This is a genomic window from Frateuria hangzhouensis (genome assembly GCF_026410505.1).
Classification (GTDB): Bacteria; Pseudomonadota; Gammaproteobacteria; order Xanthomonadales; family Rhodanobacteraceae; genus Frateuria_A; species Frateuria_A hangzhouensis.
Genome location: NZ_JAPMIU010000005.1, coordinates 267,929 through 281,641 on the forward strand (window position 1 = coordinate 267,929; position 13,713 = coordinate 281,641).

General features: G+C 68.8%; 15 protein-coding genes and 1 riboswitch. Of the genes, 4 read left to right on the forward strand and 11 right to left on the reverse strand.

What is annotated here, in order from left to right; genetic code table 11:
• Window positions 1-24 precede the first annotated feature (24 nt).
• Together OSC30_RS07900 and thiL are read right to left on the reverse strand one after the other, a co-directional pair.
• On the reverse strand, window positions 25-537 hold the full coding sequence (locus OSC30_RS07900; protein ID WP_267171299.1) for a phosphatidylglycerophosphatase A family protein: 513 nt from the start codon (window positions 535-537) through the stop codon (window positions 25-27).
• Between the two features lie 24 nt (window positions 538-561).
• The gene (gene thiL / locus OSC30_RS07905) at window positions 562-1,524 is read right to left on the reverse strand and encodes a thiamine-phosphate kinase (protein WP_267171323.1); all 963 of its coding nucleotides are present in this window, start codon (window positions 1,522-1,524) and stop codon (window positions 562-564) included.
• Between the two features lie 145 nt (window positions 1,525-1,669).
• Here thiL and OSC30_RS07910 point away from each other — a divergent pair, with 145 nt between their 5' ends.
• Complete coding sequence (locus tag OSC30_RS07910; RefSeq protein ID WP_267171300.1) at window positions 1,670-2,149, forward strand: nuclear transport factor 2 family protein; 480 nt, start codon at window positions 1,670-1,672, stop codon at window positions 2,147-2,149.
• Between the two features lie 86 nt (window positions 2,150-2,235).
• Here OSC30_RS07910 and nusB read toward each other — a convergent pair whose 3' ends face one another.
• From nusB to OSC30_RS07955, 9 genes are all read right to left on the reverse strand, one after another.
• Window positions 2,236-2,682, reverse strand: a complete 447-nt coding sequence (gene nusB, locus OSC30_RS07915) for a transcription antitermination factor NusB (RefSeq protein ID WP_267171301.1) — start codon at window positions 2,680-2,682, stop codon at window positions 2,236-2,238.
• Window positions 2,682-3,143 (reverse strand): 6,7-dimethyl-8-ribityllumazine synthase, encoded by a 462-nt coding sequence (gene ribH / locus OSC30_RS07920; RefSeq protein ID WP_267171302.1) that lies wholly within the window; start codon window positions 3,141-3,143, stop codon window positions 2,682-2,684. Before ribH ends, nusB begins: the two co-directional genes overlap by 1 nt.
• A 138-nt stretch (window positions 3,144-3,281) precedes the next feature.
• Window positions 3,282-4,235 (reverse strand): LD-carboxypeptidase, encoded by a 954-nt coding sequence (locus OSC30_RS07925; RefSeq protein ID WP_267171303.1) that lies wholly within the window; start codon window positions 4,233-4,235, stop codon window positions 3,282-3,284.
• A gap of 180 nt (window positions 4,236-4,415) precedes the next feature.
• Window positions 4,416-5,507, reverse strand: coding sequence for a 3,4-dihydroxy-2-butanone-4-phosphate synthase (gene ribB, locus OSC30_RS07930; protein ID WP_267171304.1), 1,092 nt, complete (start codon window positions 5,505-5,507; stop codon window positions 4,416-4,418).
• Window positions 5,508-5,569: 62 nt separating this feature from the next.
• Window positions 5,570-6,211, reverse strand: a complete 642-nt coding sequence (locus OSC30_RS07935) for a riboflavin synthase (protein ID WP_267171305.1) — start codon at window positions 6,209-6,211, stop codon at window positions 5,570-5,572.
• 123 nt (window positions 6,212-6,334) lie between these two features.
• A riboswitch (FMN riboswitch) is annotated at window positions 6,335-6,483 on the reverse strand.
• A gap of 130 nt (window positions 6,484-6,613) precedes the next feature.
• Window positions 6,614-7,759 (reverse strand): bifunctional diaminohydroxyphosphoribosylaminopyrimidine deaminase/5-amino-6-(5-phosphoribosylamino)uracil reductase RibD, encoded by a 1,146-nt coding sequence (ribD, locus tag OSC30_RS07940; RefSeq protein ID WP_267171306.1) that lies wholly within the window; start codon window positions 7,757-7,759, stop codon window positions 6,614-6,616.
• A 76-nt stretch (window positions 7,760-7,835) separates the two neighbouring features.
• A complete protein-coding gene (gene nrdR / locus OSC30_RS07945; protein WP_267171307.1) occupies window positions 7,836-8,348 on the reverse strand; it encodes a transcriptional regulator NrdR in 513 nt (170 codons plus the stop codon).
• Between the two features lie 10 nt (window positions 8,349-8,358).
• Window positions 8,359-9,627 carry a serine hydroxymethyltransferase gene (gene glyA / locus OSC30_RS07950; RefSeq protein ID WP_267171308.1) on the reverse strand — a complete coding sequence of 423 codons (1,269 nt, stop codon included), beginning with the start codon at window positions 9,625-9,627 and terminating at the stop codon, window positions 8,359-8,361.
• Window positions 9,587-10,450, reverse strand: coding sequence for a DUF817 domain-containing protein (locus tag OSC30_RS07955; protein ID WP_267171309.1), 864 nt, complete (start codon window positions 10,448-10,450; stop codon window positions 9,587-9,589). Before OSC30_RS07955 ends, glyA begins: the two co-directional genes overlap by 41 nt.
• Before the next feature lie 157 nt (window positions 10,451-10,607).
• Between OSC30_RS07955 and ettA the strand changes: the two genes are divergently transcribed.
• The 3 genes from ettA to OSC30_RS07970 all read left to right on the forward strand — a co-directional run.
• Window positions 10,608-12,266: an energy-dependent translational throttle protein EttA gene (ettA, locus tag OSC30_RS07960; RefSeq protein WP_267171310.1), complete on the forward strand. Its 1,659-nt coding sequence runs from the start codon at window positions 10,608-10,610 to the stop codon at window positions 12,264-12,266.
• A gap of 223 nt (window positions 12,267-12,489) precedes the next feature.
• Window positions 12,490-13,344 carry an orotidine-5'-phosphate decarboxylase gene (gene pyrF / locus OSC30_RS07965; RefSeq protein WP_267171311.1) on the forward strand — a complete coding sequence of 285 codons (855 nt, stop codon included), beginning with the start codon at window positions 12,490-12,492 and terminating at the stop codon, window positions 13,342-13,344.
• A 152-nt stretch (window positions 13,345-13,496) separates the two neighbouring features.
• A partial coding sequence (locus OSC30_RS07970) for a hypothetical protein (protein ID WP_267171312.1) occupies window positions 13,497-13,713 on the forward strand: 217 nt, incomplete at its 3' end.

The following is a 13,713-nucleotide window of genomic DNA, read 5'->3' on the forward strand; positions in this document are numbered from 1 at the left end:
TTTGCGCCGGCTGGCGCGCATCGTTCAGTGCATGAGCGCCAACGCTACGGCCAACACGATCGCCGCGTAAATCCCGGCGACCACGTCGTCGATCATCACGCCCAGGCCGCCCTTCATATGGCCGTCCAGCCAGCCGATCGGCCAGGGTTTCCACACGTCGAACAGGCGGAACAGCGCAAAGCCGAGCGCGATCATCCACCACGGCCCCGGCAGGACGAGCAGCGGCAGCAGCGCCAGCCACTGGCCGACGAATTCGTCCCAGACCAGGCTGCGGTGGTCGTCCACGCCCAGCGCGCGGCCGGCGATGTTGCAGGCCCACACGCCCAGCGCGAAGGCCAGCACCAGCACCGGCACGTAAAGCGGCAGGGCCAGTTGGCGCAGCGCCAGCCAGGGCAGGATCGCCGCCAGCGAGCCGAAGGTGCCCTGCGCCACCGGTGCCAGGCCCGAGCCCAGGCCGCAGGCGAGCCAGCCGGCGGGCGAGGCCAGCAGGCGACGGCGCTGGTCGGGGGTGAGCTTTTTCCGGTCGATCTCGATCATGGAGGTTCCGCAGACGGTGGCGTGCTATGCCCGGAAATGATCCCAGCCGCCGCCCGTGCTGGCCAGCGGCGCACCGCCGGCCGCACAGATGCCGGCGCCCTCGACGATCATCCCGATGCGCGTGGCGCGGACGCCGACGGTCGCCAGCGCCGCCTGCATGGCGCCCACGGCGTCGCCGGGTACGGTGAAGCAGAGCTCGTAGTCGTCGCCGCCGGCCAGCGCGAGTTCGCGCGCCGCGGCGTTGCCGAACACGCCGCGCAAGGCGGGCGAGAGCGGCAGCGTGTCGGGATCGAGTTCGGCCCCCACGCCGCTGGCGGCGCAGATGTGTCCCAGGTCGGCCAGCAGGCCGTCGGAAACATCGATGCACGCACTGGCATGGCCGCGCAGCGCCAGGCCGGCGCGCACGCGCGGCGTCGGGCGGTCCAGCCGCGCGCGCAGGTCGCGATGGGCCTCGTCACCGGGATCGAACGGCACCACGCCCTGTGCCAGCCGCAAGCCTCCTGCGGCGCTGCCCAGGGTGCCGGTGACGAACACCGCATCGCCCGCGCGGGCGCCGCCCCGGATCAGCGCCTGCCCCGCCGGAACGAAGCCATGCACGGCGACGCTGAGGCAAAAGGGGCCGCGCGTGGTGTCGCCACCGACCAGCGCCACGTCGTGCTCCCGCGCCAGTTGCGCGAAACCGTCGACCAGGCCATCCACGCGCACCGGATCGGCTTGCGGCAGCGTCAGCGCAAGCAGCGCCCAGGCGGGTGCGGCCCCCATCGCGGCCAGGTCGGACAGGTTGACCGCCAGTGCCTTCCAGCCGATATCGCGCGGAGAGGTTCCCAGCGGGAAGTGCACGCCCTCGACCAGCGTGTCGATCGCCACCGCCAGTTCCTGGCCGGTCGGCACCGCCAGCACCGCGGCGTCGTCGCCGATGCCCAGCCGCACATCCTCGCGCGCCAGTGTGGTGCGTTCGCGGATGCGGTCGATCAGGCGGAATTCCATGGTGGGCCGGCGGGCGGAAGCAACGTGCAAGCAGAGCATCCGCGCGCGCGCGAAGCAAGCCCGGAACAACGGGAACCCCTGCCGAAGGGCATGCCGCTTCGCACCGCGCGCTGGCTAGAATCGGCACCGTCCACGGGAGAATTCCATGCGCCATGCCCTGCCACGCCGCACCGCTTCCTTTCCCCGCGCATCCGCCGCGCTGCTCGCACTGACCCTGGCCGCCCTTGCGGCGCCGGTGGCGGCCGCCGACGTACCGGCCAACGCCGCCGCGTTGCAGCCGGTGCATGCGTTCTTCGACGCGATGTCCCGCTACGACCAGGCGGCCATGCGAGCGCAGGTGCTGCCGGAGGGCACCGCCACGCTGATGCGCGAGGGCAAGCCGGTGCAGCTCACCCTGGGCGACTTCGTCGACCACGTGAAGCCGGGCAAGCAGTCGATCGAGGAGCGCATCGGCACGCCGCAGGTGCTGGTCGACCAGGACCTGGCGGTGGTGTGGGCGCCCTACACGTTCCTGCTCGACGGCAAGCCGCATCACTGCGGCACCGACGTGTTCAACCTGGTGCGCGTGGATGGGCACTGGCGCATCGCGGCCATTGCCGACAACAGCCGCAAGTGCGAGCCATAGCCTTGGCGTAGGGTGGGCTTCGGCCCACCGCTTCGATCGCCATCAGAGCCGGTGGGCTGAAGCCCACCCTACATCCACGCGACGGACTAGCGCGTGCCCTTCTCCGCCGCGCGCAGCTCGCCGGCGAGTTTGTCGAGCACGCCGTTGACGTAGCTGTGGCCATGGTCGGCGCCGAAGCGCTTGGTCACTTCGATCGCCTCGTTGATGACCACGCGGTAGGGCACGTCGGGGCGGAATTTCAGCTCGTAGGCGGCCAGCCGCAGCGCCGCGCGCTCGATCGGATCGATCTGCGCGACCTCGCGGTCGACGTAGGGCTTGAGCGCGGCATCGAGCGTGTCGACGTGGGTTTCCACGCCGCGCAGCAGGTCCTCGAAATATTCCAGGTCGGCCACTTCCATGTCCTGCTCGTGGCGGAACTGGTCGATCACGGCCTTCATGTGGCTGCCGGACAACTGCCAGGCGTACAGCGCCTGCAGCGCGCGGCGGCGGGCGCGCGAGCGGGCGGCCAGGTCGATGCCCTGCGGAGCGCTCATCACAGTTTCCCGTACAGGTTGGCCATTTCCAGCGCGGCCAGCGCCGCGTCGGCGCCCTTGTTGCCGGCCTTGGTGCCGGCCCGCTCGATCGCCTGTTCGATGCTGTCGGTGGTGAGCACGCCGAAGGCCACCGGCACGCCGGAGCTGTAGGCCGCCTGTGCCAGGCCCTTGGCGCATTCGCCGGCGACATAGTCGAAATGCGGCGTGGCGCCGCGGATCACCGCGCCCAGCGCGATCACCGCCGCGTAGCTGCCCGAGTTGGCGAGCTTGTGCGCGGCCAGCGCGATCTCCCAGGCGCCCGGCACGCGGACCAGGTCGATCGCCTCGTCCTTGACGCCGTGGCGCACCAGCGCGTCGCGCGCGCCGGCCACCAGTGGCTCGACGACGAAGCCGTTGAAGCGGCCGGCGACGATGGCGAAGCGGCCCGTGGGCGTGGCGAAGTCGCCTTCGATGGTCTTCATTGCGAATCCTTGGGCAGACGAGAAGCCCTTGCGGGGCCGGGTATTTTACGGGTTTGGCCGCGATCCTGCTCAGATGTGCGCCCTCCCCTGCCATGCAGGGGAGGGTTGGGGAGCGGTGCTCTTTGACTGCGGGAAAAGCTACCCCCTTCCAACCTCCCCCTGCGCGCAGGGGGAGGAGCCAAGGTATGGGTAGTCCGTGTATTCAAGCCGCGCCTCGCCTGCACCGACGCGCAGCCGCGCCTGGCCGCCGAAAGGCAGCGTCAGCTGGCGCGCGGCATGGCCGTGCGGCAGGCCGTGGATCACCGGGACGCCGGCCACCCGCGCGAGTTGCGCGAACGCGGCGGCCAGGTCGTAACCGTTGTCGCGCGGGCCCGCGCGGCAGGCATGGAAGTCGCCCAGCACCAGCGCTCGCTGGCGGCCGAGCACGCCCGACAGCAGCAATTGGTAGAACAGCCGCTCGATGCGGAACGGCGGTTCGGCCAGGTCCTCGACAAACAGGATGCCGCTGTCGATCACCGGGAAATAGGGCGTGCCCAGCAGGCTGCACAGCACCGCCAGGTTACCGCCCCACAGCGTGCCCTGCACATCCAGCCCGGCGTCGGCCGCAACCGGCCAGGTGACAAGGCTGCTGTCGGAGGACAGCGTGCTCCAGAAGTGCTCCCAGGTGAACGTCGGCGCCGGCTCACCGCCCAGGTCCGCCAGCAGCGGGCCGGCGAAACTGCGCACGCCGCTCCTGGCGTACAGCGCCAACTGCAGCGCCGTGAAATCGCTATGCCCGACCAGCGCGAGGCTGGAGCCGGCCAGGCGCTCGCCCAGCGCGCTGTAATCGAGCTGGCCGAGCAGCCGCGCGGCGCCATAGCCGCCGCGGGTGACCAGGGCGATGTCCGGCAGTTCGTCGAGTGTGGCGAGCGCGTTGATGTCGCCCGCGCGCTCGACATCGCTGCCGGCGAAGCGCAGGTCGGCGCGCTCCAGCACCTCCTGTCCCTCGACCGTGCAACCGGCCTCGCGCAGGCGTGCCACGCCGCGCGCCATGACGGCGGAGTCATGCGCGTAGCCGGAGGGGGCGATCAGGCGGATGCGGGCGTGAGGCATGGGCTCGATGGCGGTGGGGTGCGGGTCATCCTAAGGCATGTGGGCGGCAGAGGCCCTTCGACTTCGGCCTGCGGCCTACGCTCAGGGCGAACGGCTCTCCTGGGTGGTGGAGAACGGACGTTTCGAGAACCGTTCGCCCTGAGCGTAGGCCCGAAGGGCCGAAGTCGAAGGGCCGCGCCCTCACACGTACTCGACCACTTCCAGATCGAAGCCGGCCAGGCCCACCAGCTTGCGCGGCGTCCCCATCACGCACAGCCGGTGCACGCCCAGGTCGGTGAGGACCTGCGCGCCCAGGCCGAGCTGGCGCCACTCCTGCTGCTGCGCATCCTCCGGTTCAAGCGCCACCGGCTCGCGCTTGAGCCGCGCCAGCAGCGCTTCGGTGGTGTCCTCGCCGGAGAGCACCAGCAGCACGCCGCGGCCTTCGTCGGCGATGCGCCGCAGGGCGCTGGTGACGGTCAGGCCGAGATCCTCGCGGGTCAGGTGCAGCACGTCCGACAATGTGTTGCGCACGTGCACGCGGGTCAGCACGGGCGCGCCGTCGTCGACGGTGCCGCGCACCAGTGCGTAATGCAGCCCGTGGCGGATGGCATCACGGTACGCGACCAGGCGGAATGGGCCGAACTCGGTATCGACGTCCTCCTGATGGACCCGCTGGATGGTCTTTTCGGTCTCCAGCCGGTAGCGGATCAGGTCGGCGATGGTGCCGATCTTCAGGCCGTGCTTCTGCGCGAACAGTTCCAGTTCCGGACGGCGCGCCATCGAGCCGTCCTCGTGCAGGATCTCGATCAGCACAGCGGCCGGCTCCAGCCCCGCCAGCGCGGCCAGGTCGCAGCCGGCCTCGGTATGCCCGGCACGGGTGAGCACGCCGCCGGGCTGCGCGGTGAGCGGGAAAATGTGGCCCGGCTGCGACAGATCCTGCGGCCTGGCATCGGACTTGACCGCCACCTGGATGGTGCGCGCGCGATCGTGCGCGGAGATGCCGGTGGTGACCCCCTCGGCCGCCTCGATCGAGACGGTGAAGTTGGTGTGGTACGGCGAGGTGTTGTCGCTGACCATGGGCCTCAGGCCCAACTGGCGCGTGCGCTGCTCGGTCAGGGTCAGGCACAGCAGGCCACGGGCCTCGCGGACCATGAAGTTGACGTCCTCCGGCCGCACCATCTGCGCGGCCATGACGATGTCGCCCTCGTTCTCGCGGTCCTCGTCGTCGAGGATCACGACCATGCGGCCGGCGCGGAGGTCTTCGAGGATGTCGGGAATCGTGTTGAAGGGCATGGAAATACCTTGAAGATGGATTGTTGCCGGTCCCACTGGCTTGCAGTGGGAGGAGCAGAAGATCAGGCGAAGCCGTGCTGCTTGAGGAACGCCTCGTCCAGCCGCGGCGCCTGGCCGCTGCCGATCAGGCGCTCGACGTAGCGTGCGATCACGTCCACCTCGATATTCACCGCATCCCCCGCGTGCCTGGCGTGGAAGGCCGTGTGCTCCACCGTGTGCGGGATCAGGTTGACCCCGAAGCGCGTACCGGCCACCTCGTTGACGGTCAGGCTGGTGCCGTCGATGCAGATCGATCCCTTGGCCGCGATGTAGCGCGCCAGCTCCGCCGAGACCTCGAAGGTCCAGCGCTGCGAGCGCGCGTCGGGGGTGATGGAAGCCACTTTGCCCACGCCATCGACATGCCCGGACACCAGGTGCCCGCCCAGCCGCTCGGCCAGCCGCAGCGCCTTCTCCAGATTGACCGGGTCGCCGGACTTGAGCTGGCCCAGCGTGGTGAGCGAGAGCGTCTCGTTGGAGACGTCCGCGGCGAAACCGTGCTCGCCGAGCGTGATCGCGGTGAGGCACACGCCGGATACGGCGATGGAGTCGCCCAGTTGCACATCGGACAGGTCGAGCTCCGCGGTATCGACGTGCAGGCGCACGTCGCCGCCGCGCGATTCGAGCCGCGCGATGCGGCCCACGGTCTGGATGATGCCGGTGAACATCAGCGCGCCTCCCGGCCGGAGGCGGCGAAACAAATGGATCGGGACATGAAACGTTCTCCGTGAAAGCAAAGCGAGAACGCCCCAAGGCATGAGGCCCACGCACGGCCAGGCGACCATGCATGCGACCGTCTTCTTTCATCCGGACTGTGACCGTCGGCTCCGGCATCGGACCGGATCTGCTGACCTTCCGCCCGAGGGTGGAAGCGCTCGCGGGCTCGTTCCTTGCGGAACCTACCGCCGGTGGGGAATTGCACCCCGCCCTGAAGACGCTGGTTGCCGGCCAAGGCCGGCCGGCGAAGTCTAGCACCGGCCGGTTCGGCAGCGCCCGATCCTTGTAGGAGCGCACCTTGCGCGCGACCGCGCGGTAGGTCTTTGCATGGCGGTCGCGCACAAGGTGCGCTCCTACAGCTCCGGTCGCAGCCGCAGGCGGATGTCCTCGCCGACCATGCGCCGGTCCAGCGTGCGCAGCCGCCAGCGGTCGGCCATGCAGGCCAGCGGCGGCAGGGCGAGCAGCGGGCGGGCCATGTCACCGAGCAGAACCGGGGCGATGTAGAGCAGCAGTTCGTCCGCCAGGCCGGCGGACAGCAGCGCACCGCAGAGCGTGGGGCCGGCTTCCACGTGCAACTCGTTGATCTGGCGGCGGGCCAGTTCGGCGAGGGCGGCGTGCAGGTCGAGGTGGCCGGATGGTTCGGGCAGCGCCACGCGGTCGACGGCCCTCAGGTGCGCGGGCACGGAGGCGTTGGCCGCATGCATCAGCAGCGTGGGTGCGTCCGAGTCGAGCACGTGGCTGGTGGCGGGAGTGCGGAGCTGGCGGTCGAGGATGGCGCGCAGCGGTTTCGCGGGGGGGAAGGCCTCCCCCTCTTCCCCGGCGGGGCCGGGAAGGAGGGAGCTGTCCCCGTCTTCCAGGGGTCGCACGGTGAGACGGGGGTTGTCGGCCAGCACGGTGCCGCTGCCGGTGAGGATCGCCGAGCTGCGCGCGCGCCAGCGTTGCACGTCGGCGCGGGCCGCTTCACCGGTGATCCATTTCGACTCGCCGTTGGCCAGCGCGGTGCGTCCGTCCAGGCTCATTGCGAGCTTCACGCGCACCCACGGGCGGCCGCTCTCGATGCGGCTGAAGAAGCCGATGTTGAGTTCGCGCGCCGGCTCGCGCAGCAGGCCGGTCTCCACCACGATGCCGGCGGCACGCAGCTTCGCGATGCCGTTGCCGGCGACCTGCGGGAACGGGTCCTCCGCCGCGATCACCACCCGCGCCACGCCGGCGGCGACCAGCGCGTCGGCGCACGGCGGCGTTCGGCCGAAGTGCGCGCAGGGCTCCAGCGTCACGTAGGCGGTGGCACCGCGTGCCGCCTCGCCGGCTTCGCGCAGGGCGAACACTTCCGCGTGCGGCTGCCCTGCGCGCGCATGGAAACCGGCGCCCACTACCCGCTCGCCGTGCGCGATCACGCAACCCACGCGCGGGTTCGGCTGCGTCGTATACAGGCCGCGCTCGGCAAGCCGGAGCGCATGCGGCATGTGCAGATGATCGATGCTGGAGAACGCTTCCGTCATGGCGTCACTGTCGTAGGGTGGGCTTCAGCCCACCGGCACCGATGGTGGGCTGAAGCCCACCCTACCCGGTTAGCGGCTATTTGGTCGGCCGCTTGTTGCCGCCCAGCAGAGGCAATTGCAGGCCATCGAGGCCCGGCAGATCGCGCTCGAGCTTCTCGATCTCCTCGCGGAAGGCCTGCACGTCCTCGAACTTGCGGTAGACCGAGGCGAAACGCACGTAGGCCACCTGGTCGAGCTTCTTCAGCTCGCGCATCACCAGCTCGCCGACCTGGCGCGAGGGCACTTCACGTTCGCCGCTGCGGCGCAGGTCGTTGATGATCTCGCGCACCGCGGTGTCGACGTCGCTGCTCGCGACGGGGCGCTTCTGCAACGCGCGGTCGAAGCTGGTCCTGAGCTTGCGCTCGTCGAACACCTCGCGCCGCTCGCCGCTCTTGACGATCGCCGGCAGCTTCAGCTCCGCCGTCTCGTAGGTGTTGAAGCGCTCGCCGCACTGCGGGCACTCGCGACGACGGCGCACGGTGGCGCCGTCCTCGGTCAGCCGCGAGTCGATCACGCGGGTGTCTTCGTGTTGGCAGAAGGGGCAATGCATCCGCTACGGATCAACCGTAGACCGGAAACTTCTTGCACTGCGCCTCGACCTTCGCGCGCACCGCGGCGATCACCGCCTCGTCGCCGGGCGCGTCGAGCACGTCGCACAGCCAGTTGGCCAGGTCCACGCAGTCAGCTTCCTTGTAGCCGCGGGTGGTGACGGCGGGCGTGCCCACGCGCAGGCCCGAAGTGACAAAGGGCTTCTGCGGATCGTTCGGCACGGCGTTCTTGTTGACCGTGATGTGCGCCTTGCCCAGCGCCGCTTCGGCGTTCTTGCCGGTGACGCCCTTGCCGATCATGTCGACCAGCATCAGGTGGTTCTCGGTGCCGCCGGAGACGATCTTGTAGCCGCGCTCGATGATGGTCTTCGCCATCGCCTGCGCGTTCCTGACCACCTGCGCCTGGTAGGCCTTGAAGTCCGGCTCCAGCGCTTCCTTGAAGGCCACGGCCTTGGCAGCGATGACGTGCATCAGCGGGCCGCCCTGGATACCCGGGAAGACGATCGACTGCAGCTTCTTCTCGATTTCCTCGCCCGCCTCGCCCATCGCGTCGCGGCTGGCCACGATGATGCCGCCGCGCGGCCCGCGCAGGGTCTTGTGGGTGGTGGAGGTGACCACGTGCGCGTGTGGCAGCGGGCTGGGATACACGCCGGCGGCGACCAGGCCGGCGACGTGCGCCATGTCGACGAAGAAGATCGCGCCGACCGAATCGGCGATCTGGCGCATGCGCTTCCAGTCGACCACCTGCGAATAGGCCGAGAAGCCGCCGATCAGCATCTTCGGCTTGTGCTCGGTGGCCAGGCGCTGGACTTCGTCGTAGTCGATCAGGCCCTTGTCGTCCACACCGTACTGCACGGCGTTGAACAGCTTGCCGGAGATGTTCACCTTGGCGCCGTGGGTGAGATGGCCGCCGTGGGCCAGCGACATGCCCAGGATCGTGTCGCCCGGCTGCAGCAGCGCCAGGTACACCGCCTGGTTGGCCTGCGAGCCCGAGTGCGGCTGCACGTTGGCGTAGGTGGCGCCGAACAGCTGCTTGACGCGCTCGATGGCCAGGCGCTCGGCCACGTCCACGTACTCGCAGCCACCGTAGTAGCGCTTGCCCGGATAGCCTTCGGCGTACTTGTTGGTCAGCACCGAGCCCTGCGCCTCCATCACGCGCGGGCTGGCGTAGTTCTCCGAGGCGATCAGCTCGACGTGGTCTTCCTGGCGGCGGGCTTCGTCGGCGATGGCCTTGGCCAGCTCAGGGTCGAAACCTTCGATCGTGCAATCGGTCGGGAACATGCGTCGCCTCGGCGGGTGGGAGTGGGGTGCTAGCCGGAAAGTGTAGCCCCGCCGGGGGCTTGCGGCCACCATCCGGGCCGCGGCGGTGCAGCGCCCAGACCATCACGTAGCTGATCACCATCAGCAGCAACCACGAGCCGAGCTTGCCCAGCGGGACCATCGACCAACCGTCGCGCTGCGCCGGGTAGAGCCAGGCGCGGCTGAAGGTGCCCACGTTCTCGGCCAGCCAGATGAACAGCGCCACCAGCACGAAACCGGACAGCAGCGGCATGCGCCGGTGTACGCGGCGGATGCGGAAATGCACCCACGCCGGCCCGAACAGCCAGGCCAGCGCGGCGAACAGCAGCAGCCGCGCATCCGGCAGAAAATGGTGACTGAAGAAGTTAAGGTAGATCGCCAGCGCCAGCGCCAGCACCGAAGCGGGCGCGAACCGCGGATGCCCGCTGAAGCGGAACTCGAACAGCCGCCAGGCCCGCGCGATGTAGCTGCCCACCGCGGCATACATGAACCCGGTGAACAGCGGCACCCCGCCCAGCCGCAACAGGCTTTCCAGCCGGCATGCCAGCAAGCCGAGCTGGATGCCGAGCGCCGCCAGGACGAGAAAGTCGTAGCGCGCCAGCGGCAGGTCGGCCGGATACCAGCGCCACGTGGCCAGCAGCAGCGCCACCATCAGCCCGCCGAACAGGCACGCCGAGGCCTGCTTCAGCCCAAAACACAGGAATTCGTAAGCGAACACCGCGCCGCGCCCGCGCCGCCGGGCCAGCCGCCCCACCCTGCGGTCCAGCCCGCGCCAGGCGCCGTCCGGGTTACCGATCGCATCCATGGCCACCTCCCTCGCAAAACCTGAAGGAGCGTGGTCGCCCCAGCGGTGCGCGGCATGGCGGGGAACGGCCCGATCGGCGATAATTGGCGGTCATTTCCCCGCCTTTTCCCCTCGGACCGCCCGCGCGGCCCGCGGATGCCCTCAAGGGAGTCCAAGCATGCAGTACATCTACACCATGAACGGGGTGAGCAAGATCGTTCCCCCGAAGCGCCAGATCATCAAGGACATCTCGCTGAGCTTCTTCCCCGGCGCCAAGATCGGCCTGCTGGGCCTGAACGGCGCGGGCAAATCCACGGTGCTCAGGATCATGGCCGGCGTGGACACCGACTTCCAGGGCGAGGCCCGTCCGCAGCCGGGCATCAAGGTCGGCTATCTGGCGCAGGAGCCGCAGCTGGATCCGGAAAAGACCGTGCGCGAAGTGGTCGAGGAAGGCGTTTCGGAGATCCTCGACGCGCAGAAGCGGCTGGAGGAGGTCTACGCCGCCTACGCCGAGGAAGGCGCCGATTTCGACAAGCTCGCCAAGGAACAGGAGCAGCTGGAAAACCTGCTGGCCGCCAACGACGCCCACGCGCTGGAGCGCCAGCTGGAAGTGGCCGCCGACGCGCTGCGCCTGCCGCCGTGGGACGTGCCGGTCGGTCCGCTCTCCGGCGGCGAGAAGCGCCGTGTGGCGCTGTGCCGCCTGCTGCTGTCCAAGCCCGACATGCTGCTGCTGGACGAGCCCACCAACCACCTGGACGCCGAGTCGGTCGAGTGGCTGGAGCACTTCCTGCAGGACTACCCCGGCACCGTGGTGGCGGTCACCCATGACCGCTACTTCCTGGACAACGCCGCCGAGTGGATCCTCGAGCTCGACCGTGGTCGCGGCATCCCGTGGAAGGGCAACTACACCGAGTGGCTGGAGCAGAAGGACCAGCGCCTGAAGCAGGAAGCGCAGCAGGAGAAGTCGCGCCAGAAGGCGATCGAAAAGGAGCTGGAGTGGATCCGCTCGGCCGCCAAGGGCCGCCAGTCCAAGGGCAAGGCGCGCCTGAACCGGTTCGAGGAGTTGAACTCGGTCGAGTACCAGCGCCGCAACGAAACCAACGAGATCTTCATTCCGCCGGGCGAGCGCCTGGGCAACGAAGTAATCGAGTTCAAGAACGTCTCCAAGGCCTTCGGCGACCGGCTGCTGATCGACGACCTGTCGTTCAAGATCCCGGCCGGAGCGATCGTGGGCGTGATGGGCCCCAACGGCGCGGGCAAGTCCACGCTGATGAAGATGATCATGGGCAAGGAGCAGCCGGACTCCGGCGAGGTCAAGCTGGGCCATACCGTCAAGCTCGCCTACGTCGACCAGTCGCGCGACGCGCTCGACTCGGGCAACAACGTCTGGCAGGAAGTCTCCGGCGGCTCGGACATCCTCACCATCGGCAACTTCGAGATTCAGTCGCGCGCCTACATCGGCCGCTTCAACTTCAAGGGCACCGACCAGCAGAAGATCGTCGGCAACCTGTCCGGCGGCGAGCGCGGCCGCCTGCACATGGCCAAGACCCTGCTGCAGGGCGGCAACGTGCTACTGCTCGACGAACCGTCCAACGACCTGGACGTGGAAACCCTGCGTGCGCTGGAAGACGCCCTGCTCGAATTCCCCGGCAGCGCCGTCGTCATTTCGCATGACCGCTGGTTCCTGGACCGCATCGCCACCCACATCATCGCCTTCGAGGGCGACTCTCACGTGGAGTTTTTCCCCGGCAACTACAACGAGTACGAAGCCGACAAGAAGCGCCGCCTGGGCGACGACGCCGGTCCCAAGCGCGTGAAGTACAAAAAGCTGGCCTGATCGCCGGCTTCAACTCCCTCTTCCCCGGCAGCGTCGGGGGAGAGGTTGGAGAGAGGGGGAGGCCATTGATTTGCTCCCCTCTTCCCTCCAGGAGAGAGGCCGGAGTGAGGTGCCGCCCTTGTCTTGCTCCCTCTCCCCTCCGGGGAGAGGGCCGGGGTGAGGGGCCGCCCTAGCCTCGAACGAACATCGAGCGTCGAATACATCCACACCACGAGGAAGCCCCATGCACTTCATGCAGTCCCTGCACCAGGCATGGCAACGCAACCACTCCCTCGTCTGCGTCGGCCTCGACCCAGAACCGGCCAAATTCCCCGACCATCTGCGCGACCAACCCGACGCGGTCTACACCTTCTGCCGCGCCATCGTCGACGCCACCGCAACACTCGTCTGCGCCTACAAACCCCAGATCGCCCACTTCGCCGCCCTGCGCGCCGAAGACACCCTCGAGCGCCTGATCGCCCACATCCACGAAGCGCACCCGGGCATCCCGGTGATCCTCGACGCCAAACGCGGCGACATCGGCTCCACCGCCCGGCACTACGCCACGGAAGCCTTCGAGCGCTACCAGGCCGACGCCGTCACCCTGAATCCCTACCTGGGCCGCGACTCCATCCAGCCCTTCCTGGACCGTGCCGACAAGGGCGTGATCCTGCTCTGCCACACCTCCAACCCCGGCGCCGCCGACCTGCAGGACCTTCCCATCGAAAGCGCCGACGGCCAGCGCCTCCCGCTCTACCAGCACCTCGCCCGCACCATCGCCCGCGACTGGAACACCAACGGCAACTGCGCCCTCGTCACCGGCGCCACCTGGCCCGAACAACTGGCCGAAGTCCGCGCCCTCGTCGGCGACATGCCCCTGCTCGTCCCCGGCATCGGCGCCCAGGGTGGCGACGTCGAAGCCGTCCTGCGTCACGGCCGCACGGCCGACGGCACCGGCCTGATGATCAGCTCCTCCCGCGCCATCCTCTACGCCGGCAACGGCGAAAACTTCGCCACCGCGGCCCGCCAGGCGACCGAAACCCTGCGCGACCAGATCAACCGCTGCCGCCAAGACGCCAGGAAAAAGGGTCAGGATTAGGCGACGGGGTTAGGCCGCAGAGTTAGGCCGCGAGCCTGCGCCTAGACCGTTGATTGGGTTATGGTTGCCTGAGGCCAACGGCTCGGACGGCTGGGGATAGGCCGCCGGATTACATTCCAAAATGGGATCTACTTAGAGTTAGGGGCCACACGATGTTTCCGGGCGTTCACGACAGCGAAATCGTTGCTTGCTCGGCTGACTCGCGCAACGCAGAGCTAGTCCTCACCTTTGCGCCGGGTACCGGCTCGGCCAAAGACGGTTTCCGACTCATTTTCCGCGGCGTTGCTGCTCATCAGTTCGTATACCCCGAGCTTCCGTCCATCGTGCTCGCCCTTTCAGAACTTCCTGCCGAGACGCTTCTCCAGAAAG

What these genes read in the sequence shown, in the direction of transcription:
- OSC30_RS07900 (WP_267171299.1), bottom strand. Translation starts at nt 537, where the DNA reads ATGATCGAGATCGACCGGAAAAAGCTCACCCCCGACCAGCGCCGTCGC.
- thiL (WP_267171323.1), bottom strand. Translation starts at nt 1,524, where the DNA reads ATGGAATTCCGCCTGATCGACCGCATCCGCGAACGCACCACACTGGCG.
- OSC30_RS07910 (WP_267171300.1), top strand. Translation starts at nt 1,670, where the DNA reads ATGCGCCATGCCCTGCCACGCCGCACCGCTTCCTTTCCCCGCGCATCC.
- nusB (WP_267171301.1), bottom strand. Translation starts at nt 2,682, where the DNA reads ATGAGCGCTCCGCAGGGCATCGACCTGGCCGCCCGCTCGCGCGCCCGC.
- ribH (WP_267171302.1), bottom strand. Translation starts at nt 3,143, where the DNA reads ATGAAGACCATCGAAGGCGACTTCGCCACGCCCACGGGCCGCTTCGCC.
- OSC30_RS07925 (WP_267171303.1), bottom strand. Translation starts at nt 4,235, where the DNA reads ATGCCTCACGCCCGCATCCGCCTGATCGCCCCCTCCGGCTACGCGCAT.
- ribB (WP_267171304.1), bottom strand. Translation starts at nt 5,507, where the DNA reads ATGCCCTTCAACACGATTCCCGACATCCTCGAAGACCTCCGCGCCGGC.
- OSC30_RS07935 (WP_267171305.1), bottom strand. Translation starts at nt 6,211, where the DNA reads ATGTTCACCGGCATCATCCAGACCGTGGGCCGCATCGCGCGGCTCGAA.
- ribD (WP_267171306.1), bottom strand. Translation starts at nt 7,759, where the DNA reads ATGACGGAAGCGTTCTCCAGCATCGATCATCTGCACATGCCGCATGCG.
- nrdR (WP_267171307.1), bottom strand. Translation starts at nt 8,348, where the DNA reads ATGCATTGCCCCTTCTGCCAACACGAAGACACCCGCGTGATCGACTCG.
- glyA (WP_267171308.1), bottom strand. Translation starts at nt 9,627, where the DNA reads ATGTTCCCGACCGATTGCACGATCGAAGGTTTCGACCCTGAGCTGGCC.
- OSC30_RS07955 (WP_267171309.1), bottom strand. Translation starts at nt 10,450, where the DNA reads ATGGATGCGATCGGTAACCCGGACGGCGCCTGGCGCGGGCTGGACCGC.
- ettA (WP_267171310.1), top strand. Translation starts at nt 10,608, where the DNA reads ATGCAGTACATCTACACCATGAACGGGGTGAGCAAGATCGTTCCCCCG.
- pyrF (WP_267171311.1), top strand. Translation starts at nt 12,490, where the DNA reads ATGCACTTCATGCAGTCCCTGCACCAGGCATGGCAACGCAACCACTCC.